Source organism: Limnobacter sp. CACIAM 66H1 (assembly GCF_001601825.1).
GTDB lineage: Bacteria > Pseudomonadota > Gammaproteobacteria > Burkholderiales > Burkholderiaceae_B > Limnobacter.
On record NZ_LUJK01000050.1, the window covers coordinates 1 to 23,541 of the forward strand.

The 23,541-nt window shown below is 53.3% G+C and carries 20 protein-coding genes, 1 tRNA gene and 2 pseudogenes; 10 read left to right on the top strand and 13 right to left on the bottom strand.

Going from position 1 to position 23,541, the window contains the following annotated elements; genetic code table 11:
• The 3 genes and pseudogenes from prfB to A0129_RS12905 form a co-directional block, all read left to right on the top strand.
• A pseudogene (gene prfB, locus A0129_RS12895) lies at positions 1-228 on the top strand (peptide chain release factor 2); the annotation flags it as partial.
• A 3-nt stretch (positions 229-231) separates the two neighbouring features.
• Positions 232-1,764, top strand: coding sequence for a lysine--tRNA ligase (gene lysS / locus A0129_RS12900; RefSeq protein ID WP_291715564.1), 1,533 nt, complete (start codon positions 232-234; stop codon positions 1,762-1,764).
• A gap of 356 nt (positions 1,765-2,120) precedes the next feature.
• Positions 2,121-2,549 (top strand): hypothetical protein, encoded by a 429-nt coding sequence (locus A0129_RS12905; protein WP_291715566.1) that lies wholly within the window; start codon positions 2,121-2,123, stop codon positions 2,547-2,549.
• 264 nt (positions 2,550-2,813) lie between these two features.
• On the opposite strand, the gene A0129_RS12910 is transcribed toward A0129_RS12905, so the two are convergent.
• The 3 genes from A0129_RS12910 to A0129_RS12920 all read right to left on the bottom strand — a co-directional run bounded on the left by A0129_RS12910 (position 2,814) and on the right by A0129_RS12920 (position 9,625).
• On the bottom strand, positions 2,814-3,731 hold the full coding sequence (locus A0129_RS12910; protein WP_291715568.1) for a transglutaminase family protein: 918 nt from the start codon (positions 3,729-3,731) through the stop codon (positions 2,814-2,816).
• A 4-nt stretch (positions 3,732-3,735) separates the two neighbouring features.
• Positions 3,736-6,261 (bottom strand): circularly permuted type 2 ATP-grasp protein, encoded by a 2,526-nt coding sequence (locus tag A0129_RS12915; protein WP_291715570.1) that lies wholly within the window; start codon positions 6,259-6,261, stop codon positions 3,736-3,738.
• A gap of 79 nt (positions 6,262-6,340) precedes the next feature.
• Positions 6,341-9,625, bottom strand: coding sequence for a DUF2126 domain-containing protein (locus A0129_RS12920; RefSeq protein WP_291715572.1), 3,285 nt, complete (start codon positions 9,623-9,625; stop codon positions 6,341-6,343).
• A gap of 59 nt (positions 9,626-9,684) precedes the next feature.
• Between A0129_RS12920 and A0129_RS12925 the strand changes: the two genes are divergently transcribed.
• Genes A0129_RS12925 through blaOXA form a run of 4 tightly spaced genes read left to right on the top strand, consistent with a single transcriptional unit; the run spans position 9,685 to position 12,414 of the window.
• A complete protein-coding gene (locus tag A0129_RS12925) occupies positions 9,685-10,230 on the top strand; it encodes a pyridoxamine 5'-phosphate oxidase family protein (RefSeq protein WP_291715573.1) in 546 nt (181 codons plus the stop codon).
• Positions 10,231-10,284: 54 nt separating this feature from the next.
• On the top strand, positions 10,285-11,136 hold the full coding sequence (gene yghU, locus A0129_RS12930) for a glutathione-dependent disulfide-bond oxidoreductase (protein WP_291715575.1): 852 nt from the start codon (positions 10,285-10,287) through the stop codon (positions 11,134-11,136).
• A gap of 56 nt (positions 11,137-11,192) precedes the next feature.
• On the top strand, positions 11,193-11,588 hold the full coding sequence (locus A0129_RS12935; protein WP_146106663.1) for a hypothetical protein: 396 nt from the start codon (positions 11,193-11,195) through the stop codon (positions 11,586-11,588).
• Between the two features lie 16 nt (positions 11,589-11,604).
• Positions 11,605-12,414: a class D beta-lactamase gene (gene blaOXA, locus A0129_RS12940; RefSeq protein ID WP_291715577.1), complete on the top strand. Its 810-nt coding sequence runs from the start codon at positions 11,605-11,607 to the stop codon at positions 12,412-12,414.
• Between the two features lie 28 nt (positions 12,415-12,442).
• On the opposite strand, the gene iscX is transcribed toward blaOXA, so the two are convergent.
• From iscX to uvrB, 10 genes are all read right to left on the bottom strand, one after another.
• On the bottom strand, positions 12,443-12,637 hold the full coding sequence (gene iscX, locus A0129_RS12945; RefSeq protein ID WP_105029833.1) for a Fe-S cluster assembly protein IscX: 195 nt from the start codon (positions 12,635-12,637) through the stop codon (positions 12,443-12,445).
• Positions 12,638-12,653: 16 nt separating this feature from the next.
• Complete coding sequence (fdx, locus tag A0129_RS12950; RefSeq protein WP_291715579.1) at positions 12,654-12,992, bottom strand: ISC system 2Fe-2S type ferredoxin; 339 nt, start codon at positions 12,990-12,992, stop codon at positions 12,654-12,656.
• 32 nt (positions 12,993-13,024) lie between these two features.
• Complete coding sequence (gene hscA, locus A0129_RS12955) at positions 13,025-14,908, bottom strand: Fe-S protein assembly chaperone HscA (RefSeq protein WP_291715581.1); 1,884 nt, start codon at positions 14,906-14,908, stop codon at positions 13,025-13,027.
• Positions 14,908-15,456: a Fe-S protein assembly co-chaperone HscB gene (gene hscB / locus A0129_RS12960; protein ID WP_291715583.1), complete on the bottom strand. Its 549-nt coding sequence runs from the start codon at positions 15,454-15,456 to the stop codon at positions 14,908-14,910. Before hscB ends, hscA begins: the two co-directional genes overlap by 1 nt.
• Positions 15,456-15,779 carry an iron-sulfur cluster assembly protein IscA gene (gene iscA / locus A0129_RS12965; protein WP_291715585.1) on the bottom strand — a complete coding sequence of 108 codons (324 nt, stop codon included), beginning with the start codon at positions 15,777-15,779 and terminating at the stop codon, positions 15,456-15,458. Before iscA ends, hscB begins: the two co-directional genes overlap by 1 nt.
• A 34-nt stretch (positions 15,780-15,813) precedes the next feature.
• Positions 15,814-16,194 carry a Fe-S cluster assembly scaffold IscU gene (iscU, locus tag A0129_RS12970; protein WP_008251917.1) on the bottom strand — a complete coding sequence of 127 codons (381 nt, stop codon included), beginning with the start codon at positions 16,192-16,194 and terminating at the stop codon, positions 15,814-15,816.
• A gap of 27 nt (positions 16,195-16,221) precedes the next feature.
• On the bottom strand, positions 16,222-17,433 hold the full coding sequence (locus A0129_RS12975) for an IscS subfamily cysteine desulfurase (RefSeq protein ID WP_291715587.1): 1,212 nt from the start codon (positions 17,431-17,433) through the stop codon (positions 16,222-16,224).
• 27 nt (positions 17,434-17,460) lie between these two features.
• Positions 17,461-17,943 carry a Fe-S cluster assembly transcriptional regulator IscR gene (gene iscR / locus A0129_RS12980; RefSeq protein ID WP_171098392.1) on the bottom strand — a complete coding sequence of 161 codons (483 nt, stop codon included), beginning with the start codon at positions 17,941-17,943 and terminating at the stop codon, positions 17,461-17,463.
• Between the two features lie 191 nt (positions 17,944-18,134).
• The gene (locus A0129_RS12985; RefSeq protein WP_291715590.1) at positions 18,135-18,626 is read right to left on the bottom strand and encodes a low molecular weight protein-tyrosine-phosphatase; all 492 of its coding nucleotides are present in this window, start codon (positions 18,624-18,626) and stop codon (positions 18,135-18,137) included.
• 45 nt (positions 18,627-18,671) lie between these two features.
• Positions 18,672-20,735 carry an excinuclease ABC subunit UvrB gene (gene uvrB / locus A0129_RS12990; protein WP_291715592.1) on the bottom strand — a complete coding sequence of 688 codons (2,064 nt, stop codon included), beginning with the start codon at positions 20,733-20,735 and terminating at the stop codon, positions 18,672-18,674.
• Between the two features lie 236 nt (positions 20,736-20,971).
• On the opposite strand from uvrB, the gene A0129_RS12995 reads away from it, so the two are divergent.
• From A0129_RS12995 to A0129_RS13005, 3 genes and pseudogenes are all read left to right on the top strand, one after another.
• Positions 20,972-22,159: a pyridoxal phosphate-dependent aminotransferase gene (locus A0129_RS12995; RefSeq protein WP_171098397.1), complete on the top strand. Its 1,188-nt coding sequence runs from the start codon at positions 20,972-20,974 to the stop codon at positions 22,157-22,159.
• A gap of 132 nt (positions 22,160-22,291) precedes the next feature.
• Positions 22,292-22,367 (top strand) — tRNA-Asn (locus tag A0129_RS13000).
• A gap of 691 nt (positions 22,368-23,058) precedes the next feature.
• Positions 23,059-23,541: pseudogene (locus tag A0129_RS13005) on the top strand (site-specific DNA-methyltransferase); the annotation flags it as partial.

Genomic DNA, 23,541 nt, shown 5'->3' on the forward strand with positions numbered 1-23,541 from the left:
TTGAAAGCCAAGCTGTACGAGTTCGAGATGCGTAAACGCATGGCCGAGCAGCAGGCTTTGGAAGACACTAAAACCGATGTGGGCTGGGGCCATCAAATTCGCAGCTACGTGCTGGACAACAGCCGAATCAAAGACCTGCGCACCGGTGTTGAAATTTCCAACACCCAGCGCGTACTCGATGGCGACCTCGACCCATTCATTGAAGCCAGCTTGAAGCAAGGTATCTAAACCATGAACGACAAAATACAAGCCGCTGGCGACGAATTGCCAGTGGATGAAAATCAGATTATTGCCGAGCGCCGCGGCAAGCTGGCCAAACTGCGTGAGAAGGGCCAGCCTTTCCCCAACAGCTTCAAGCCTGAACACCGCGCTGCCGATTTGCACGCCAAATATGGCTTGCTGGACAAGGAAACTCTTGACCCACAGGGCATTGAAGTGTCTGTTTCTGGCCGCATGATGTTAAAGCGCGTGATGGGCAAGGCCAGTTTTGCAACCGTGCAAGATGGCACTGGCCGCATTCAGTTTTACATCAACAACGAGGGCGTGGGTGAGGGCGTTCACGGTGAATTCAAGCACTGGGATTTGGGCGACATCATCGCAGCCAAAGGCAAGCTGTTTAAAACCAACAAGGGCGAGTTGAGCGTGCACTGCACGGAAATTCACTTGCTGGCAAAAAGCCTGCGCCCGCTGCCCGACAAATTCCACGGCCTGGCTGATCAGGAAATCAAATACCGTCAACGCTATGTGGACTTGATTGTGTCCGAGCAAACACGCGACACCTTTGTTGCACGTTCACGGGCTATGTCGTCGGTTCGCAATTTCATGGCAGACCACGGTTTTCTGGAAGTAGAAACACCCATGTTGCACCCCATTCCCGGTGGTGCATCGGCCAAGCCTTTCATTACCCACCACAATGCACTGGACATGGAAATGTACTTGCGCATTGCGCCCGAACTGTATTTGAAGCGCCTGATTGTGGGCGGTTTCGAGCGTGTCTTCGAGATCAATCGCAATTTCCGCAATGAGGGTGTCAGCCCACGCCACAACCCTGAATTCACGATGATGGAATTCTATGCGGCATACTGGAACTACCGCGACTTGATGGACTTCACCGAGCAGGTGATTCAGCATGCTGCAACCACTGCGACCGGTAGCGCGAAGTTGACTTATCAGGGCCGCGAACTGGACTTGTCTAAGCCTTTTGCGCGCCTGACGATTGTTGAAGCCATTCAAAAGTACTTCCCGGAATATGGCACAGAAGACTTGCAAAACATCGACTACCTGAAAAAGGCTTTGGCCAAGAAAGGTGTGCATGTGGACAAAGAACCCGCGCTGAAAAATGCGGGGGTAGGGGCTTTGCAGTTGGCCTTGTTTGAAGAAACATCTGAAAGCCTGTTGTGGGAACCCACCTTCATCGTGGATTACCCGGTGGAAGTGTCGCCCTTGGCGCGTGCTTCGGATGCCAATTCACAAATTACCGAACGGTTTGAATTGTTCATCACTGGCCGTGAAATTGCCAACGGTTTTTCTGAGTTGAACGATCCGGAAGACCAAGCCGACCGGTTCAAAAAGCAGGTTGAAGCCAAAGAAGCGGGCGATGATGAGGCCATGTTCTTTGATGCTGACTTTATTCGTGCGCTTGAATATGGCATGCCACCCACCGGCGGTTGCGGCATTGGTATCGACCGTCTGATGATGCTGATCACCGATAGCCCCAACATTCGCGATGTGATTTTGTTTCCGCATTTAAGGCGCGAAGACTAATCAAGTTTGACTCACCGTGCATGCGTGTTTACAGCACCGTGCGCGGTTTGTATTCGATGTACTTGTTGGTTCTCCCCACTTGTAAGTTCACCGCACGTGTCGCGCCGTCCCGCCTTGGCGGGCTTTTATCCCTTCTTGATTGCTGGCTCGGTTCATGCGAAACGCAAAAGCGTGTTCGCATCGATTGCTTTCGCAATCGCCCCTCGCTGCGCATCAAGCGGGAAGCCCACCTGAAATCGGTGGAACGGCGCGACACATGCGGCGAACCTTTGTCTGGTGACACAGAACTGAGCATTTAATTTGCTTACTGCGGTCATGCCAGTACACTGAGTATCCAGAATATTTCCCGGCTCACTATGCGTCGTTCAGCCTTTGTTGCATTCCTTGCTTCCCTTCCGATTGTTTCTGCATGTTCCGCGTCAGATCAACGACTATCAACTCAACTGTTTGTGCATTCGAAAACAACATGCGAGTCGATATTCAAGTCTCATGAAGTGTTGATCATCGAGAATTTTTGCAGTACCGAAGGAAAACCCATTTTGATCAGGGTGGACGATCAAGAAATCAGGTCTGACTGGATCGATGAACGGACTAGCCGCTTTCTCTTTCAGGAAGGTTGCGCCAGTTCAGATGAATGTTTCTATGAGCTGAGTACAAACGAAGTCGGGGTGCGTGGCCGCTTCTCATATCGAATCAATATGACAGAAGGTGAATACAGCTTCGAAGTCGATAAATCTGGACAGTCGAAGGTGTTCAAGCAGTCATCCAAGGATATTCCATCTTGAAAGGATTATCACAGGCTTTTTTAAGTCTCTGCGCATGTCGCTTCATCTCGCCCATTTCAGGTGGGCTGCCCGCTTGATGCACAGCGAGGGGCGATTGCGCTAGCAATCGATGCGAACACGCTTTTGCGTTTCGCATGAACCGAGCCAGCAATCAAGAAGGGGTTCAAGCCCGCCAAGGCGGGATGAAGCAACAGGCGCAGAGGCCATCAAGAAACCGACGGGATGAAGCAACAGGCACATAGGCAATCAGGAAACTGGCGATGCCTAGAACACCGTCACCGCCACCTTCAAGGTATGTTCCCCACCACCATGCACCACACCCCGCATCGGCGGCACATCCGCGTAGTCTCGTCCAACTGCCACGGTCACGTACCGGGTATCTGGCAACTGGTTGTTGGTCGGGTCGAAGTCTACCCACCCCACATCAGGACCACACCACAGCGAAACCCAGGCGTGGCTGGCATCAGCACCCAACAGCTTGGGTTGCCCTGGTGGTGGTTCGGTCAGCATGTAGCCGCTTACATAGCGGGCTGAAAGCCCCAGCGAGCGCAGCACCCCCAACATCACATGTGCGAAGTCCTGGCAAACGCCTTCGCGGCTTTGCATGACCTCCTCAACGGTGGTCTGGATGGTGGTGGAACCACTCTGGTAGGTGAATTCCCGAAAAATACGCTGCATCAAGGCCTGCCCGGCGTGCACCACCTGGCGTCCGGGCCAGAAATCAAGACTGCCATAGTCGCGCAGCGAATCGAGCAAAGGCACATGTTTGGATTCAAACCTGAACTGGTAATCGTCAGAAATTGCTTGGCCAGCCTGGTAGCGCAGTTGGTCCACCAACTCATTCCAGCTTGGGCTGATCAAATCATCAATTGGCCCCGTGTGTAAAAAGCTGCTCACCTCGACTTCGCTTTCGCTGTGCACTTCGAGGTGATCGTGCGGGTAATTCATCTCGAAGTGATGAACCACATTGCCAAATGCATCGGTGTTGCTTTGTACAGTCGACGGATTGGGGCGAATTTTCAGCGTGTGCGAAATCAGCTTTTGACCCTTGCGCAAAGGCCCGGCTTCCATGCCTTCGCCTTCTTGCGGCTGCAAAATACAAATTTGCTGCGAGCATTCCGCAGGTTGTTGATAGTCGTAGTCGGTGACATGGGTCACCTTTCTTCTTTCCGAGAAGGGCATTGATTTATCTTCCCTGAATGACCTGGTCGGGCAACTCTGCCAGTCTGAAATATTGGGCACCCACAAGGTCTGAAACTTTGTAGGCCGTGTCGAGTAATTCTTGCAGCCAAACGCGCAATTTGCGCCCGGTATCGGCCGGGAAGGGCGGTTGCAGTCCCTCCAGGCTCAGGCCGTCCGGCATGTCGCCATTGCGGTACACGCTGTTGAACAGTTGTCGAATCTGGCTGGTGTCGCCGGGCAAGCGGTCAATCACAATGTCCAGCTTATACAGAATTCGGCGAATGGCATAGGGCGCATCTTCGTCAAAGATCAACAAGTCGAGTGTGGGCAACCATTCAAAGCGGTGTTGATAGCGCGACCTGTAGGTGATGGTGCTGTCGGCCAAGGCGATGGCCAAAGCCAGGCCGTGTTCGCCCGCGCGCCCAGGCATGCTGGTCAGTGACAGCAAACAATCGCAGGCACCGCACAAACGTTCAAGTTGACGGCCCAGTTGCAAAAAGCGCCAACCGTTGTCGCGAGTCATGTGGTCACTTTGCTCGCCGTGCATGGCCAGCAAATACAACTGAACCTGCTCCAGCGAAGCGGTGGGCAAGCTGCGTTGAAAACGTACCCAGTCCGGCTCGATCAGCACTTTGGCGCAATCGTTCAGCAATCGCCAATGGCCGCTGCTCAAGCGCTCCCTCAATTGCCCAGCAACATTGGCAAGACCGTTCAATTGTCCCGCAAGCCCAACGGCTGGTGGCGCATCGATTCCGGTTTTGTACCAGAGCCGTTCAAGAATATTGGCCTCAAGTTCATCCTGGTTCAGAGGTTCAGCCGGGTCAAACTCGGTACTCAATCCTTGTTTGCCGCACAATTCATGCAACAAACCCAAGGTCGTGGTGTCCAGGTATTCTTCTTCGTTCAGCAACAATTGCGCGCGCATTAACAGGCGCAATGAAAAACTGGCCCGCTCGGTGTAACGCCCAAGCCAAAACAAATGCTCCGCAGCCCGACTGGACACTGGCCTGCGCAACGCCTGCAAATCTTTGGCTTGCAGTTTTTCTTTCAGGTTGGTGGTGCGTTCGACAGGTTCGCCGCTGCGCACCCAAGTGTCCAGGCTGGTGCCGCCTTTTTGCATGCTCACAATGCCGTGTTGGTCACCAGCCACGCGGGTCAGCCCACCCGGCATCACGGTGTAGTTGCCCTGTCCATCAGTCACGGCGAACAGGCGCAGCATCATGGCGCGTTCTTCAATACCGCCAGCACCGGTCCAGATCGGCACGCGCGAAAGCGGTATCAATTCCTGAAGGGTGTATTGCGAGGGTCGCTGACTGATTTTGGATAACCAGGCCCGCTTTTCTATTTCATCCAGCTCCGAGCCCATGATGGATTCCATGGTGCGTCCTCGGCGGTTTGGTCCAGTGGATTTAATCACCAGGTTGTTCAGCCGTTCGCTGGCCTGCGCCCATGCAGGTGATTCGCCGCACCACCAGCTGGGCACGCTGGGCAACAGCAAATCTTCTTGAAGGTAGTGTTGGCCTAGCCCCGGCATAAAGCCGTGTATGGCCGGGCTTTCCAACCAGCCTGCGCCGGGCATATTGGCCATGACAACACCACCGGTGCGAATGGCCTGCAAGAGGCCGGGCACGCCCAGTTGGGAATCCTCGCGCAGCTCAAGCGGGTCGAGCCATTGGTCATCCGTTCTGCGAATCAATCCATCGATGGGCTCAAGTCCATTCACGGTTTTTAGAAACACATTGTTGTTGCGCACGGTCAGGTCGCTGCCTTCAACCAGCGAAATACCCAGATAACGCGCCAGGTAGGTGTGCTCAAAATAAGTTTCGTTGTACGGGCCAGGGGTCAGCAGGGCAATGCGTGCATTTTCACCCTTGGGCGAAAGCCTGCGGATACCATCGATGTAGTCGCGGTAAAAACCGGCCAAATGCTGAATGTGCATTTCTCGAAAGCCGCGTGTAAAACTGCGCGAAATACTCAGACGGTTCTCAAGTGCATACCCAAGCCCGGAAGGGGCCTGCATGCGGTGGGTGATCACCCACCATTTGCCATCCGGGCTGCGGCCGAGATCGAACGCCACCATGTGCAGCCACACCTTGTTAGGTGGTTCCGTGCCTTGCATTTGCGGCAAGTAGCCTGAATGCCCAAAGACCAGATCTGCAGGGAGCAGACCTTTGGAAAGTAATTCGCGCTTGCCATACACGTCGGCCATCATCGCATTCAACAGGCGCGCACGTTGGGCAATCCCGGTTTGCAGCACCGCCCAATCAGCCTGGTCAATGATGAAAGGCAGCAAGTCGAGCGACCAGGGGCGTGAAGTGCCCTGTGCGTGGTCGGCGTACACATTGTAGGTAATGCCGTTGTCGCGAATTTGCTTGGCCAGGGCATTCAACTTGCTGTCCAGGTGGTCGCTAAGCCCGGTGGTGGGCAATCGGCTAACGAAATCTGCCCATGCTGGGCGCAGAACACCTTTGACCGCCAGCTCGCTGTAGTACGCGCTGGTGCCTTGAAGGATGCTCTGCTGCCAGGGCACCTCGACATTTGCTAGGGTGGTGTTCGGGTTCGCGCTCAAAGCGGTCACTGCCTAAAGTTCGGTGCCCTATTGTAAATGCCTAACACCATCTTAGGTCTAGTGTGATGGGGAACTCGGGTCTTCCGCTTGGGCTTTTTACACTAACCTTGCCATGGGTATGGCCCATGCGGAAGAAGCGGGTTAGGCGTCGGCTTTCCGCTTCGAAGGCATTCACCGGGAATAGGTCATAATTGCGCCCGCCCGGGTGGGCTACATGGTACTGGCAACCACCCAGGCTGCGGCCATTCCATGTGTCGATCAAGTCGAACACCAAGGGGGTGTGTACGCCAATAGTGGGGTGCAGGGCGTTGGGTGGTTGCCAGGCCCGGTAGCGCACGCCAGCCACGTATTCGCCCTCGGTGCCCGTGCTGTGCAGGGGTACTTTTACACCATTGCAGGTCAGGGTGTAGCGTTCATCGACAAAGTTTTTTACTTTCACTTCCAGGCGTTCAAGTGACGAATCGACATACCGCACAGTGCCACCGGGCGCGCCTTCCTCGCCCAATACGTGCCAGGGCTCCAGGGCGCTGAATAACTCCACCTCAACACCACGGCTGGAAAAGTCGCCCATCTTCGGAAAACGGAACGCAAAGTGCGGTGCAAACCAGTCCATCTGAAACGGGAAACCGGCAGCATTCAGATCGGCCACGACATCTGCGATGTCGTTTTTGACGAAGGTGGAGAGCATGAACTGGTCGTGCAGGCGTGTGCCCCATTTCACGAGCCTTGCCGTGTAAGGTGTTTTCCAGAATTTGGCAATCAGGGTGCGCAGCAGCAGTTGCTGCGCTAGGCTCATTTGAGCATTCGGTGGCATCTCGAATGCACGCAACTCAAGCAGGCCCAGGCGTCCTGTGGAGGTGTCGGGGCTGTACAGCTTGTCAATACAAAATTCGCTGCGGTGGGTGTTACCTGTCGAATCGATCAAAATGTTGCGCAAAAGGCGGTCGATAATCCACGAAGGCGGGTTGCCTCCATGCTTTTGCATTTGCCGATCCAGCTCATTGAGTGCCAGTTCAAGTTCGTGAACCTGATCGCTGCGTGCTTCGTCTACGCGCGGGGCCTGGCTGGTAGGGCCAATAAACAGGCCTGAGAACAAATAGGATAAGCCTGGGTGGTTGTGCCAGTAACGCAGCAGGCTGCCCAGCAAATCAGGGCGGCGCAAAAAAGGGCTATGTTCTGGGGTTTCACCGCCCATCACGAAATGGTTGCCTCCACCCGTGCCGCTGTGCCTGCCATCCAGCATGAATTTTTCGGTAGAAAGGCCAATTAGTCGCGCTTCTTCATACAAATTCGTGGTCAGGTGCAATAGCTCACCCCAGTTTTTGCTAGGTTGAACATTCACCTCCAGCACGCCTGGATCGGGTGTAACTTGCAACATGGTCATCCGCTTGTCACGCGGGGGAGGGTAACCCTCCAGCACCACAGGCTGACTCATCGCCTCGGCGGTATCTTCAATTCTGGCTACCAGTTCAAGATAATCGTCGAGTACCTCGAGTGGGGGCATGAACACATACAAATGTCCGTTGCGTGCCTGCACACACATGGCGGTACGCACAATGTGCGTGGCCGATTCTTTCATTACAGGGGCCTTGTCATCGGTCACACTGGCTGCACTTGCTTTGGCACTGGGCTTTTGCAGGGCCACGCGTGAAGGAGCAGGGGGTGCGAACGGGTCGGCAGGAATGGTGTATGGATAGTCCTTTTTAGCCACCCAGGGTTGTGAATCCAGCGGCAGGCGATAGCCCATGGGCGAATCGCCCGGAATCAGGTACATACGTTCGTCTCGCAAAAACCACTGCCCTGTGCGCCATTGGCCTTTGGTTGATTGAATGGGCAGGCAATAGCCCACTTCCTCGGTCAGCCCTTGGGTAAACACCTTGTTCAGGCGCTTGCGCTCAAGTGGGTCGTCCAGCCTTGAATCGAATGGGTCCACATTCACGGGCAGTTTGCGCTCGCGCCACATGTAATACCAAGCGTCTTCGAAACCAGGCATCACGTAGCGCGGGTGTAGCCCCAAGCGGCCGCACAACCCTTCCATAAACTGTTTGGCGGTGGCGTTGTTTGCTTTTCCATCCGCTTGTTCATGGCTGAGCAGTTTCGGGTTTTTCCAGATTGGCTCACCGCTTTTCAGCCAGTACAGCGAAAGTGCCCAACGCGGCAACTGCTCGCCGGGGTACCACTTGCCTTGACCAAAGTGATATAGGCCGCCCTTGCCATAATATTTGGCGAGCCTATTCAGCATCTTGATGCCGTATTCGCGTTTGGTGGGCCCCAGTGCATCAATGTTCCACTCAGCAGCACCCCGGTCTGTGTTGGCCACAAAAGTGGGTTCGCCACCCATGGTCAGGCGTACATCCAGTGCGTCAAGTGCTTTGTCCACTTCAAAGCCCAGTGCTTCAATGCCCTTCCATTGCTCATCAGAATAAGGTTTGCTGGTGCGCGGCGATTCATACACGCGCTGTACGCTCATTTCATGTTCAAACTCAACTTCGCATTCATCCAGCGTTCCGGTGATGGGTGCTGCGCTGCTGGGTTCAGGTGTGCAGGCCAAGGGGATGTGGCCTTCTCCAGCCAGTAAACCGGAAGTGGGGTCCAAGCCTATCCAGCCGGCACCGGGCAAATACACCTCGCACCAGGCATGCAGGTCGGTGAAATCTTTTTCGGGGCCATCGGGGCCGTCGATGGCTTTGACGTCGCTGGTCAGTTGAATCAGGTAGCCCGAGGCAAACCTGGTCGCCATGCCCAGTCTGCGGAAAATTTGTACCATCAGCCACGCAGTGTCGCGGCAGGAACCAGACCCGCTGTTCAGCGTTTCATCGGGTGTTTGCACCCCCGGCTCCATGCGGATCAGGTACTTGATCCGCTTGGCCAAATCCTGGTTCAGAGCCACCAGAAAATCGATGGTTTTAACCCGGCTCAAGTTCATCTCGGCCATGTAGGCGTTAAAAGCCTTTCCTGTGTGGCAGGGCACCAGGTAGGGGGCCAATTCCCGGTCAAGCGATGCATCGTATTTGAATGGAAAAAATTCAGCCGCTTCTTCGAGGAAAAAATCGAAGGGATTCAACACTGACATTTCAGCCACAAGGTCCACCGCGATTTCCAGCATCTCGGTGCGCTCGGGAAATATCAAGCGCCCCATGTAATTGCTTTGCGGGTCTTGTTGCCAGTTGATGAAGTGGGTTTGCGGCAACACCTTCATGCTGTAGGAGAGAATGCGCGTGCGACAGTGCGGGGCCGGGCGTAAACGCACCACTTGGGGGCCCAGATTGATCAGGCGATCGTAGCGGTAGCGTGTAATATGGCGCAGAGCAACATGAATAGACACTGTGTAATCCCAAAAATGAAGCCGAACAAACAAAACCCGTTTACGGCATGGAGAGAAGCATGAACCATGCCGAAGAAATCTGGAAAACTTTGGTGCGCGCCACGGTGGACAAAAAACACCCTTGGCGTGTTGTGGGTTTCAGCACGGCAGGCCCGAAAGGCCCCCAAGTGCGCTCGGTCATCTTGAGGGCCGTTAACACAGACAATCATCAACTGGTGTTTTACACCGATCGTCGAAGCCAGAAAATGGCCGATATTGCCCACGATTCACGTGTGGCGCTTTTGTTTTGGAGCCCACGCAGCAACACCCAGCTTCGAGTATGTGGCATTGCAGCGCCGCAGACCAGTGAATTGATTGTGAACAGTCTTTGGGCACGTATCCCCGAATATGCCCGAAAAGACTACGCCACCCTGAGCGCCCCGGGTGACGTGCTATCAGGAGGAACTCTGGTCTATGACTTCCATACGGCACGTGCCAACTTTGTGGTGTTGAACGTGAAAGTATTGAGTCTTGAACTGCTGGAATTGAAACGGGAAGGGCATGTCAGGTTTCGTTGCGATCTTGACGAAACCGGACGCTGGATTCATCAAAACATGATTCCCTGAGGGTATCCTGAACTTTGGATTTTTTTGAGCAGTCAGCAAAGTGAGGTTTTAGCCATGAGCGACACGAAATATACACCACCCAAGGTTTGGGTGTGGGACAAGGAAAGCGGCGGCAAGTTTGCCAATATCAATCGCCCGATTGCCGGTGCTACGCACAACAAAGAATTGCCAGTTGGCGAGCATCCCTTGCAGCTTTATTCACTGGCCACGCCCAATGGCGTGAAGGTCACTGTGATGCTGGAAGAATTGCTGGCTCTTGGCCACACAGGTGCTGAATACGACGCCTGGTTGATCAATATTTCCAACGGCGACCAGTTCAGCAGTGGCTTCGTGGAAGTGAACCCCAACAGCAAAATTCCTGCGCTGCTGGACCGCAGCACCAACCCCGCCACGCGAGTATTTGAGTCGGGCTCCATTCTTTTGTACCTTGCCGAGAAGTTCAAGGCATTCTTGCCCACCGACCCAGCCAAACGGACAGAAACCTTATCGTGGCTGTTCTGGCAAATGGGCAGTGCGCCCATGCTGGGTGGTGGTTTTGGGCACTTTTACGCCTATGCACCCGAGAAGTACGAATACCCGATTAACCGGTATGCCATGGAAGTGAAACGCCAGCTTGATGTGCTGGATCGTCAGCTGGCCAACCACGAGTACATTTCTGGCAGCGAATACACGATTGCGGACATGGCGATTTGGCCTTGGTACGGTGCATTGGTCACCAACAAGGTGTACGAGGCGGCCGAGTTTCTGGAGGCCCACACTTACACCAATGTGCTGCGCTGGACCCATGAAATTGCCAAACGGCCTGCGGTTATTCGCGGGCGAATGGTGAATCGCGCCTGGGGTGAGCCCAATGAGCAGGTGCTTGAGCGGCACAGTGCCAGCGATTTCGACGGCAAAGCCATTTAACGGCCGCCAGCTGGGGCACAATGTGCCCTTTCTTTGATTGGCAGTGGAGTTTTATTGTGTACAAACTTGCGTTTGCATTGGTAGTGGCTGGTTTGGCGGGTTGCGCGTCAACCCATGATTTGTCCAAAGGCAGCAACATGCTGGGCGGTGGTTACAAGCAAGAAGAAATGGGTCCAGGCCTGTTTTATATTTACGCTCGCTCAAACCACGCCCCTTGGACCAATCTTGAAGCCGCCCGAACAACTTGGCGTACCGGAGCGGAGCGGGCTTGCGCGTCTGCTGAATACGATGAACTCGCCATTGAAGAAAACGAGAAAGACACCGGCCTGCAAAACAGCAGTGGCGTGCGTTACCTGGTCACTGAGCGAACCGGGTATGCCAAATGCGATTCATCGACGTTAAGCAGCGCAGAGATCAATCAAATTATCGGAAAGGACTCCGCAGTTCGATAATCACCGGGGAGAGTGAATGCGTTTGTTCAGCGCAGTTTTCGTTGTGTGCTTCATGTTGGTAAGCACCGTGCATGGCGCATCCACACCCGTGGTGCATGAACGACAGGACTGGAAAACATTTTTCGATCAGCACGATGCTGTGGGCACGCTCGTCGTGTTGGACCAACGTAGCGTCAATCCAGTTTTTCAGGTCTATAACCCGAAGCGAGCCAGCACACCTTATCTGCCAGCCTCCACTTACAAAATTCCTCATGCCTTGTTTGCACTGGAACACGGTGTGGTGAAAGACGAGTTTCAGGTTTTTAAGTGGGATGGAAAAAAGCGCGATTTTGACGTGTGGAATTCTGATCACAACTTGCGCTCGTCCATGCGGGGCTCTGTGGTGTGGGTGTATCAGTGGATGGCGCAACAAATTGGTGAACAATCCGCCAAAACCTATCTTGAAAAAGCAGGCTACGGCAACGCAGACCCCAGTGGTGGAAAAGACGGTTACTGGCTGGATGGCAACATACGAATTACTGCGTTTGAGCAAATCAGTTTTCTACAAAAACTGTATGCGAACAGCTTGCCTTTCAGAATAGAACACCAGCGCCTCGTGAAAGACATCATCGTTGTAGAGGCTGGACGAGACTGGATACTGCGTGCAAAAACAGGCTGGGAGGGCAGCTTTGGCTGGTGGGTCGGTTACGTTGAATGGTCAAGCGAACCGGTGTTTTTCGCCTTGAATATCGACACACCCAACCGTATCAGCGACTTGCCCAAGCGTGAGGCGATCACCCGGGCAGTGCTGCAGTCGATACAGGCATTGCCTGCAACAGACCGGTAAGTGTCGAATCCAATCGGCTCAGGGGTGATTAGTCCTGTTCCTCAATCCACGTCATCTGGATGGCTTCCAGAATTTTTTCATTTGATTTTTCTGGATCATCGTTGAAGCCTGGCAGGGCGCACACCCACTTGTGTAAATCTGTGAAGCGAATGTACTGCGGGTCAACATCAGGATGAGCGTCAATCAGCTCCAGCGCAATGTCCAGCGTGTCAGTCCATTTCATGTTGCTGCCTCCTTGATCAGTGATTCTCACGTGCGTGGTTGATCGTGTACTTCGGCAATTCAACCACCAGGTCTTTGTCAGCCACTTTCACCTGGCAAGACAAACGGCTTTGAGGAGTCAGACCCCAGGCCATGTCCAGCAAGTCGTCTTCGTCATCATCGCTTTCGGTCAGGCTGTTGAATCCTTCCTTGATGATCACATGGCAAGTGGTGCAGGCACAGCTCATTTCGCAGGCATGTTCCAGTGCAATGTCATTTTTCAGAATGGCTTCGCAAAGCTGCGCGCCTACTGGCACTTCAAATGTTTTGCCTTCAGGGCACAAACTTTCATGGGGCAAAATCTTAATGATTGGCATGTCAAAATCTCTCGTAATCCGTTGTGTTGCGTTTATTTCGCCGCGCCGCCAAGAGTGGTGCTCACAGTCTCAATGGTTTTTCCTGTCAAGGCCTTGCGTATACCAGCGTCCATGCGGCGCGCTGCAAAGTCCTCTGTCAGGTGGCTCAAGTCTTCAATTCCCTTTTCAATGGCGCGTAAATCGTCTGTTTGCGCCAATTCACGCAATGCTTTGACACTGGCGTCGATTGTCTCGCGTTCCGTCGCTTCCAGCAGTTCACCATCTTTGCCGATGGCGGCTTCAACCGATTCCACCAAGCGCATGGCTTCGACCTGCTGTTCGCGTAGTTGACGCGCATTCATGTCCGCTTCGGCGAATTCAAAGCTGTTTTTCAGCATGCCCGCAATTTGATCATCGTCCAAACCATAAGAGGGTTTCACGGTGATGTTGGCTGAAACACCTGAACCGGTTTCCATGGCATTTACCGCGAGCAGGCCGTCAGCATCTACCTGGAAGGTGACGCGAATGCGCGCTGCACCGGCCACCATGGGCGGGATGCCACGCAGCTCAAAACGGGCCAATGAGCGGTTTTCAGAAACAAGTTCACGCTCGCCCTGAACCACATGAATGGCCATGGCAGTCTGACCATCTTTGAAGGTGGTGAATTCTTGCGCACGCGCCACAGGAATGGTGCTGTTGCGGTTGATCACGCGCTCGGTTAAACCACCCATGGTTTCAAGTCCAAGGCTCAGCGGAATGACATCGAGCAGCAACAAATCATCATCGCTTCGGTTGCCAGCCAGCGTATCTGCCTGAATGGCAGCACCAATCGCAACCACCTCATCCGGATTCAGATTCACCAGCGGGTCTTTGCCAAAAAATGCTTTCACTGCCTTGCGAATGACTGGCATGCGGGTAGAACCGCCCACCATGACCACACCGTCAATTTCCTCGGTACTTAAGCCAGCATCTCGAAGGGTTTTGCGTGCGGCCTGAATGGTGCGTTTCACCAGCGGTTCAACAATGGTCTCGAATTGCTCGGCGGTCACTGTTTCAGCGATGGTCTCACCGCTTTTGAATTCAACACTGAGAAAGGCAGTGTGCTCATGCGAAATTTGTTCCTTCACTCGGCGGCAAGCCATCACCAGGCGTGAACGCTGTTGCGGGTTCAGTTCCTGAAACCCGTGCGTCGCGATGAAGTGATCGGCCATGGCCCGGTCGAAATCGTCGCCACCCAAGGCAGAATCGCCACCCGTGGCGAGCACCTCAAATACGCCTGCTTGCAGGCGCAGAACGGACACATCGAATGTGCCACCACCGAGGTCGAACACCACAAATTGCCCTTGCGCTTTTTGATCAAGCCCATAAGCCACGGCGGCGGCGGTGGGTTCGTTGATCAGTCGCAGTACATTCAAGCCAGCCAGCTGAGCGGCGTCTTTGGTAGCCTGGCGTTGAGCATCGTCGAAGTAGGCCGGGACGGTAATGACCGCACCCACCAGTTCCCCACCCAAAGTGGCTTCGGCGCGTTTTCGTAAATTACGCAGGATATCGGCAGACACTTCAACCGGGCTTTTGGTGCCGTAATCAGTTTGAATTTCCACCATGCCGCCCGAGTCTTTGAGCCGGTAAGGCAGATTCAAGCTTTGCACGTCCTTGTAGCCGCGACCCATGAGGCGTTTGACGGAGAACACTGTATTGAACGGGTCAGTGTCGGCACAGGCCAAAGCATCTTCGCCCATGTTTTTCACGCCGGTTTCGCCATAGCGAACCACGCTGGGCAAAATGACTCGACCAGAGGAATCGGGTAAACATTCGGCACTGCCGCTTCGTACGCTGGCCACCAGCGAATGCGTGGTGCCCAGGTCGATGCCCACAGCAAGCCTGTGCTCATGGGGTGCAGTCGACATGCCGGGTTCGGCAATTTGTAACAAAGCCATTAGCTGGCGTCCTCCAGTTGCTCCAATTTCTTGGTCAACTCAATCATGAATTTGTCGATAAACAGCAAGGCTTGCGCAGTGGCATTGGCGGCTTGCGCATTGTTCTCGCTGTCGATTTGTTGGGCTATCAAGGCAAGGCAGCGCTTCTTTTCCGCGGCCACTTCATCCAGCAAGTCTTCAAGTGCCTCTACACCGTCGATTTCTTCCAGCGTTTCACGCCATTCCATTTGCTGCATCAAGAGCGCCGGTGGCAAATTACTTTGCTGTCCGCGCGGGTTCTCACCGCGCAACTCACACCAATAAATGGCGCGTTCCAACGGGTTTTGAAGGCGCTTGTAGGCCTCGTTAACCCGCGTGGCCCATTGCACCGCCAGCCGTTTTTCTTGATTGCTGGAATTCGCAAACCGGTCGGGGTGAGTTTGACTTTGCAAGCGCAAGTACGAAGCAGAAAGGGCTGCGCTGTCCAGTGCGAACTGGCAGGGCAACCCAAAAATTTCAAAGTCGTTGTCGCTAAGCTTGATTGCTGACTTATTTGCCGAATTAGTCATTACACTGTGAAGCTTTCACCACAGCCGCAGCGCGCCTTTTCGTTGGGGTTGTTGAATTTGAAACCTTCATTCAGGCCTTCGCGTGCGAAGTCCAGCTCAATGCCCTCCAGATAGGGCATGCTTTTCGGGTCCACAAAGAGCTTCACACCATGGGCTTCGAACACATTGTCCTCGTCGGCCACAATATCGACAAATTCAAGCTTGTAGGCCATGCCTGAACAACCTGTGGTGCGCACACCAATGCGCAAGCCAATTCCCTTACCGCGTTTGGTCAGGAACTTGCTGATGTGGTCGGCGGCGCGCTCAGTCAATGTAATCGCCATGGTGTTCAATTCCTTTTCAACAACTTTTCAACGATCAGGCATGCTTCTTTTTGTAATCTTCAACTGCGGCCTTGATGGCGTCTTCAGCCAAAATGGAGCAGTGAATTTTTACAGGTGGCAATGCCAGTTCTTCGGCGATGGCGGTGTTCTTGATTTCCAAAGCCTGATCCAGAGTTTTACCCTTGACCCACTCGGTGACCAACGAAGACGATGCAATGGCTGAGCCACAGCCATAGGTTTTAAACTTTGCATCGGTAATTACGCCGTCTTCACCCACTTTGATTTGCAGCTTCATCACGTCGCCGCAGGCGGGTGCGCCAACCATACCTGTACCCACTTCGTCGTCGCCCTTTTCGAACGAACCTACGTTGCGGGGATTTTCATAGTGGTCTAGAACTTTTTCGCTGTATGCCATGGTACTTCTCCTCAATCTTTAAATATTTCAGTGCTCAGCCCATTGAACGGTGCTCAAATCCACGCCGTCCAGGTGCATTTCCCAAAGTGGCGACAATTCGCGCAACTTCGCTACTTTGGTTTTCATCAATTCGATGGTGAAATCAATATCTGCTTCAGTGGTGAAGCGACCAATCGAGAAACGAATCGAGCTGTGCGCCAATTCGTCGCTGCGACCCAGGGCACGCAACACGTAGGAAGGTTCCAGCGAGGCCGATGTACAGGCTGAGCCTGACGACACCGCAATGTCTTTCACTGCCATGATCAGCGATTCACCTTCCACAAAATTGAAGCTCACGTTCAGATTGTGTGGAACACGTTGCTCAAGATCACCGTTTACATAAATTTCGTCGATGGCTTTCAGGCCATTGAGCAAGCGGTCACGCAGGGCTTTCATGCGGGGCAACTCACTGGCCATTTCTTCTTTGGCGATACGGAATGCTTCACCCATGCCTACAATTTGATGGGTGGCCAGGGTGCCGGAACGCATGCCACGCTCGTGGCCGCCACCATGCATTTGTGCGTCAATTCGAATGCGGGGCTTGCGGCGCACATACAGTGCACCAATGCCCTTGGGGCCGTAGGTTTTGTGGGCACAAAAACTCATCAAGTCGACTTTCAGTTTTTGTAGATCGATGTCAACTTTGCCGGTGGCTTGCGCAGCATCCACGTGGAAAATAATGCCTTTTTCCCGACACAGCTCGCCAATCGCGGGAATGTCCTGAATCACACCAATTTCGTTGTTCACGTACATGACGGAAATCAGCACTGTTTCGGGCCGAATGGCGGCTTTCAAAGCATCCATGCTGATAAGGCCGTTTTCTTGTACGTCCAGATAAGTGGCTTCAAAACCATGACGTTCCAGGTCGCGGAAAGTGTCCAGTACTGCTTTGTGCTCGGTTTTCACAGTGATAATGTGCTTGCCTTTGGTTTCACCGTAGAACAGAGCTGCACCTTTGATGGCCAGGTTGTTCGATTCAGTAGCACCCGAAGTCCACACGATTTCACGTGGGTCTGCGTTGACCAGGGCTGCAACATCTTCGCGGGCCTTTTCAACGGCTTCCTCGGCGGTCCAGCCATAGGCATGGCTGCGAGATGCCGGGTTGCCAAAGCTTTCACGCAGGAAAGGGATCATGGCGTCGGCTACACGCGGATCCACAGGTGTGGTGGCGCTGTAATCGAGGTAAATCGGCATCTTCATAGTGTGTGTGCTCCAATCAACTGCTGTTTAATGTGTGTGCTGTGCGGCCGCTGCATTAGATGCTGCTGGCCTTTCACGAAACTGAATGGTTCGTTCCGCGTCTTTCTGTTTGTGCTTTTCCACGAGGCATTGCAAGGTCACCGAGCCCAGGTATTCAAGCATTTTCGTGTTCAGGCTGCTCCACAGGTCGTGCGTCATGCACTGGCCTTCGTCGGTGCAGTTTTCCTTGCCGCCGCATTGTGTGGCGTCCAGCGGTTCGTCCACGGCCAAGATGACATCGGCAACGCTGACTTCCTTCAGGGCGCGGGCGATATGATACCCGCCACCGGGGCCTCGAACGCTTTCGACCAACTCGTGACGGCGCAACTTGGAAAACAATTGTTCCAGGTAAGACAGCGAAATGTTCTGGCGCTGGCTGATGCCGGCGAGCGATACCGGCCCAGTGTCTTGCTGCAAGGCAAGATCAATCATGGCTGTGACGGCAAATCTGCCTTTTGTGGTCAATCGCATGGCAACCCTTTTTAATTCCTACTATTTTGGTCAAGTATAGCAAAGTTGACCGTTTTACTCAAGTATTCAAGCGGTTTGGGTGGCTAGGGGAAACCTTGATTTGGCGCGGAGAATCGACAAACAAAAACCGCCAGCCATGGCCAGCGGTTTTGGACTTCAACGCCCGCCAATGATTGGCGGGGTAGTACCGGTTATGCGGCAGCGAACTGAAACACGCGCTTGCGCAACACCTCCAACAAACCTGTGCAGCTGTCTTCAATGTAGTTCAATACGGTGTCAAAACCATCGGGGCCACCATAATAGGGATCGGGCACGGTGGCTTCGTCGTGTTCGGTGGCGTAGCGCATCATCAACTGGATTTTGTGCGCGTACTGGCGTGGGCACTGCTGTTGCAGCAGGCTCATGTTGTCCCAGTCCATGGCCAAAATCATGTCGCTGTCGCGGAAATCATCGGCTGTGACCTGGCGTGAAATCAGGTTTGACAGGTCATAGCCTCGCTTGGCGGCAGCGGCTACAGCGCGGGGATCGGGCGTTTTGTCCAAATGGTAGGCATGCGTGCCGGCTGACTCAACAGAAATTTCATGGTCAAGACCCGCTTCGCTTACCATCTGCCTGAAAACGCCTTCCGCTGTTGGTGAGCGGCAGATGTTTCCCATGCACACAAACAAAACTTTGCTTTTCATATTGGCTTCCTATTGTCCTGAACCCATTAAATAAAACTTTTAAACTTAGGCGCTTCGTTTGGCATCCAGCGATGTCACGTTGGAATCGCCTTTGCTGCCAAACAACTGTTCTTTCAACAAACCCAGCTGGTCGCGGGCCTGGGCTGCTTTTTCAAACTCCAGGTTCTTCGCATGCTCCAGCATGAGCTTCTCAAGCCGTTTAATCTCTTTCGCCAACTGTTTTTCACCCAGCGGTGCAACCTCCATGGCCTTGTCGGCCTTGCGTTGCCTTGAAGCATTTGGATCGAACACGCCGTCAATTAGTTCCTTGACCTGCTTGTTCACACCCCTTGGGGTAATACCGTTTGCCGCATTAAATTCAATTTGTTTGTTTCGACGCCTTTCAGTTTCGCCAATGGCCAGTTTCATGGAGTCGGTCACCCGATCGGCATACAAAATGGCTTTACCGTTCAAATTGCGGGCCGCGCGGCCAATGGTTTGAATCAAACTGCGTTCACTGCGCAAGAAGCCTTCTTTGTCGGCATCCAGTATTGCAACTAGGGACACTTCCGGAATATCCAAGCCCTCGCGCAACAAATTAATTCCAACCAGCACATCGAATTCGCCCAAACGCAGGTCGCGGATAATTTCCACTCGCTCTACGGTGTCGATGTCGGAGTGCAAATAGCGCACGCGCACGCCATTGTCGCTGAGGTAATCAGTGAGGTCTTCGGCCATGCGCTTGGTCAACGTTGTGACCAATACTCGATCGCCAGCGCGAGTTCGCTCGTGAATCTCGCTGAGCAGGTCATCGACCTGGGTGGTGGCAGGGCGCACCTCAATCACAGGGTCAATCAACCCGGTGGGGCGCACCACTTGTTCAACCACTTGGCCAGAATGCTCTTTCTCGTAATTCGAGGGCGTGGCTGAAACAAACACTGTTTGACGCATTTTGGACTCGAATTCCTCGAAACGCAAGGGGCGGTTGTCCATGGCCGATGGCAGACGAAAGCCGAAGTTAACCAAAGTTTCCTTGCGGGACCTGTCTCCACGGTACATTCCGCCGAGTTGGCCGATCGTGACGTGGCTTTCATCAATGATCATCAGGCCGTCTTTGGGCAGGTAGTCAATCAGCGTGGGGGGCGGCTCACCTGGCGCTGCGCCTGACATGTGGCGGCTGTAGTTCTCGATGCCTTTGCAAAATCCGAGTTCGGCCAGCATTTCAAGGTCAAAGCGGGTGCGCTGCTCCAGGCGCTGGGCCTCGACCAGTTTTCCGGTTTTCACAAAGAAATCAAGCTGTTCGCGCAATTCTTCCTTGATGGTTTCAATGGCACGTAGCACGGTAGCGCGGGGCGTTACGTAGTGGCTGCTTGGGTAAATGGTGAAACGGGGCAGCTTTTGGCGAATTTTGCCGGTGAGTGGGTCAAACAGCTGGATGCCGTCAATTTCATCGTCGAACAGGTCAATGCGAACCGCAAGTTCAGAATGTTCGGCAGGGTATACGTCGATCGTGTCGCCTCGAACACGGAAAGTACCCCGTGTGAAATCCAAGTCGTTGCGCTTGTATTGCATGGCGATCAAGCGCTTCAGAATATCGCGCTGACTGAGCTTGTCGCCGTGGCGGATGCTCAAAATCATGGCGTGGTAATCCGATGGATCACCGATACCATAGATACAGCTTACGGTGCCTACAATGATGGTATCGCGGCGTTCCAGCAGGCTTTTTGTGGCTGAAAGCCGCATTTGTTCAATGTGCTCGTTGATCGAGCTGTCTTTTTCAATGAACAAGTCGCGGCTGGGCACATAGGCCTCGGGCTGATAGTAGTCGTAATAGCTAACAAAATATTCCACCGCGTTTTTGGGGAAGAACTCGCGCATTTCAGCGTACAGCTGGGCGGCCAGGGTTTTGTTGGGTGCGAGTACCAGGGCAGGGCGGCCAGTTTGGGCAATGACATTGGCCATGGTGTAGGTTTTGCCCGAGCCTGTTACGCCCAGCAGGGTTTGGAATACTTCGCCGTCATTGACCCCCTCAACCAGTTTTTCAATCGCAGTCGGCTGGTCGCCAGCCGGTGGGTAGGGCTGGTAAAGCTCGAACGGACTGTTGGGGTAACTGATAAATCCAGGGGCCATGTTAAACTGCAAGTCTTGATGCGAGGCAACCACAAAGCACACAGGTTTTAGCCAATGATTAACCCAACGGGTTGAACCTTCTGGCCAATCCCGTAGAATTACGGAGTTGCATCATTGGGCTGATGGCTGCAGAAATTTCGCAGCATTTTGTGATAAGCCAATCCTGCATTATCGTCGGAAACTAGTTTTATTTCCAGACTTGACTTTTTCTTTTTTCACTCCCAGACAACGGAATCATGCTTTCAAATCGCGCACTTACGATCAAACCTTCCCCTACACTTGCCGTGACAGCCAAGGCGGCCCAACTGAAAGCCGAGGGTAAAGACATTATCGGCTTGGGCGCAGGTGAACCCGACTTCGATACCCCCGACCACATCAAGGAAGCTGCCAAGAAAGCCATTGATGCCGGTTTCACCAAGTACACCGCAGTGGGCGGCACAGTTGGTTTGAAAAACGCGGTGATCGCCAAACTGAAGCGCGACAACGGCCTGGAATACAAGCCCAATGAAGTGGTAGTGGGTGTTGGCGGCAAGCAGTGTATTTTCAACATGATTCTGGCCACCATCAACGATGGTGACGAGGTGGTGATTCCTGCCCCTTACTGGGTGAGCTACGCGGACATCGTTGAAATCGCTGGTGGCGTGCCCAAGCTGGTGTTTGCCGGCATTGAGCAGGGTTTCAAAATGACAGCCGCCCAACTGGAAGCTGCCATTACTCCGAAAACCAAGATGTTCATGATCAACAGCCCGAGCAACCCCACGGGCGCCGTGTACACCAAAGAAGAACTGGCTGCATTGGGCGAAGTGCTGTTGAAGCACCCCAATATCTTGGTGGCCACCGATGACATGTACGAGCACATCAACCTGACTGGTACACCCTTTGTGAACATTGTGAACGCCTGCCCAGCCCTGAAAGACCGCACCATCGTGTTGAACGGTGTGTCCAAGGCTTACAGCATGACCGGCTGGCGCATTGGTTTTGCGGCTGGCCCAGCCAAGCTGATTGATGTGATGACCAACCTGCAAAGCCAGTCCACTTCAAACCCCACTTCAATTTCGCAAGTGGCTGCGGAAGCTGCCTTGAATGGCGACCAGGATTGTTTGAAGCCCATGGTGGCTGCATTCCGTGAGCGCAACGAGTTTGTGACCAAGGCTTTGAACGCTGTTCCCACCATTCAGTGTTTGAAAGCGGAAGGTGCTTTCTACGCGTTTGTGGATGCGCGCAAGGCGATTGAAAAGTTGGCTGCTGAAGGCAAAATCAAGGCGGCAAACGATCTGGAACTGACGGCTTACCTGTTGGAAGCCGGTGTGGCTGTGGTGCCGGGTTCCGCTTTTGGTGCTGAAGGGTATTTCCGCATTTCATTTGCAACCAGCATGAGCAACCTGGAAAAAGCCTGTGAACGCATTGCGAAAGCATTGGGTTAAGGGTTAGAAAGGGTCAGATTGACTAAGGATTAAGCAGGCTGGAAGGTTTTTGTCATTGATTTGCCTTAAATGGCCACTAAGTGGCTATTTAGGGTTGCGCAAAAAAATTTCGCTGCTATAATCTCGGCTCTTTCCCCGATAGCTCAGTCGGTAGAGCGACGGACTGTTAATCCGCAGGTCCCTGGTTCGAGTCCAGGTCGGGGAGCCAAATTCAGTAAGCATATAGGCCAACTTTAACGAGTTGGCCTTTTGTTTTTATGTCGTCATGTAACCACCATGTAACCAGATGAGATCAATTTGGTTATATACGGATCTCCCCTAATCAACTTAGTCTTTGCATTACACCAATAACTATTTGGATGATGGGAATTGCTCGATGAGAAGGTGTCCGCACGAGACAGATTAAACAGTGAGCCATAGTTTGCAATTGTTCAGATTGGCAAACAACTCTGATCGACACCTTAAAAGCTGTAGTTATCTATACTTTAGTCACATTGATATACTCGCAATCGATAACCAAACCGACAGGTGACTTCGTATGTAGCGTTGCGTGGTGGGTGTCTGTCGAGACAATGTGCCGACATCAGAAAGCTGGGAGCAAAACTGACCAACGACCGGATTTTCATCCATGGCGATCATGGCGGTTGCGTTGTCTGAAGACAACTGAACTATGCTAGCCCTCGTACTCGAGCGTAGGCTCAAGCCCGTCACTGAGTTGCCCGAACTGACTGGCCAACAAGTGCCTAATCTATCCTACACGCTACTTATGATCGGGGACTACGGGTTGGTTGCAATTAAAAAGAATGCCTGCGAAACCCAACCCATCGCACTGAAGACTAGAATTTCTTGTGGTGCTGGATTGAATTCGCTGCGGCTCAATTAAGAATTAGGGGAAACTTTTGTCTGCCATCCATGACCTTATCGCGCAAATTAATGATCCTCGCCTACGCGAGCGCTTGGCTACAGAGTGGGCTAACGCCTCAAAAGAAAAGAAATTTGGACTTGTCTTTGAGGACCATCTCCCCGAATTGTTGCCACTGCATGGTGCCAGGCCACGCAAGGGCGATCTGGTTTGCCGTCGCCGGGGGACTCTAAAAGACGTGTGGCAAGTTAAGTCCATTCAGGCAGGCATCGCCACCTGCATCCAACCCAACAGCCTGACGCACCCGAGTGAGTCAACACTAGCAACATCTGAGCCGGTGCAATTCCCTATTGAGGAAGTGTTAGTGGTACGGGAGTTTGGCGAACCGATCTTTCCTTCCTTGGTGCCGGTTGATGAAGTTGCCAACGGTCCAGAGAATGCGCCATGGCACACGTTGATTGAGGCTGATAACTACCACGCGCTGCAACTTCTGGACTATCTGTATGCTGGTCATGTTGAG

Bases quoted from the DNA above. Each gene is read 5' to 3' on its own strand.
- A0129_RS12975 (WP_291715587.1), bottom strand. From the start codon at position 17,433: ATGAAGATGCCGATTTACCTCGATTACAGCGCCACCACACCTGTGGAT.
- lysS (WP_291715564.1), top strand. From the start codon at position 232: ATGAACGACAAAATACAAGCCGCTGGCGACGAATTGCCAGTGGATGAA.
- hscA (WP_291715581.1), bottom strand. From the start codon at position 14,908: ATGGCTTTGTTACAAATTGCCGAACCCGGCATGTCGACTGCACCCCAT.
- uvrB (WP_291715592.1), bottom strand. From the start codon at position 20,735: ATGGCCCCTGGATTTATCAGTTACCCCAACAGTCCGTTCGAGCTTTAC.
- A0129_RS12905 (WP_291715566.1), top strand. From the start codon at position 2,121: ATGCGTCGTTCAGCCTTTGTTGCATTCCTTGCTTCCCTTCCGATTGTT.
- blaOXA (WP_291715577.1), top strand. From the start codon at position 11,605: ATGCGTTTGTTCAGCGCAGTTTTCGTTGTGTGCTTCATGTTGGTAAGC.
- iscA (WP_291715585.1), bottom strand. From the start codon at position 15,779: ATGGCGATTACATTGACTGAGCGCGCCGCCGACCACATCAGCAAGTTC.
- yghU (WP_291715575.1), top strand. From the start codon at position 10,285: ATGAGCGACACGAAATATACACCACCCAAGGTTTGGGTGTGGGACAAG.
- A0129_RS12995 (WP_171098397.1), top strand. From the start codon at position 20,972: ATGCTTTCAAATCGCGCACTTACGATCAAACCTTCCCCTACACTTGCC.
- iscX (WP_105029833.1), bottom strand. From the start codon at position 12,637: ATGAAATGGACTGACACGCTGGACATTGCGCTGGAGCTGATTGACGCT.
- A0129_RS12985 (WP_291715590.1), bottom strand. From the start codon at position 18,626: ATGAAAAGCAAAGTTTTGTTTGTGTGCATGGGAAACATCTGCCGCTCA.
- iscR (WP_171098392.1), bottom strand. From the start codon at position 17,943: ATGCGATTGACCACAAAAGGCAGATTTGCCGTCACAGCCATGATTGAT.
- A0129_RS12925 (WP_291715573.1), top strand. From the start codon at position 9,685: ATGAACCATGCCGAAGAAATCTGGAAAACTTTGGTGCGCGCCACGGTG.
- hscB (WP_291715583.1), bottom strand. From the start codon at position 15,456: ATGACTAATTCGGCAAATAAGTCAGCAATCAAGCTTAGCGACAACGAC.
- iscU (WP_008251917.1), bottom strand. From the start codon at position 16,194: ATGGCATACAGCGAAAAAGTTCTAGACCACTATGAAAATCCCCGCAAC.
- fdx (WP_291715579.1), bottom strand. From the start codon at position 12,992: ATGCCAATCATTAAGATTTTGCCCCATGAAAGTTTGTGCCCTGAAGGC.
- A0129_RS12910 (WP_291715568.1), bottom strand. From the start codon at position 3,731: ATGCCCTTCTCGGAAAGAAGAAAGGTGACCCATGTCACCGACTACGAC.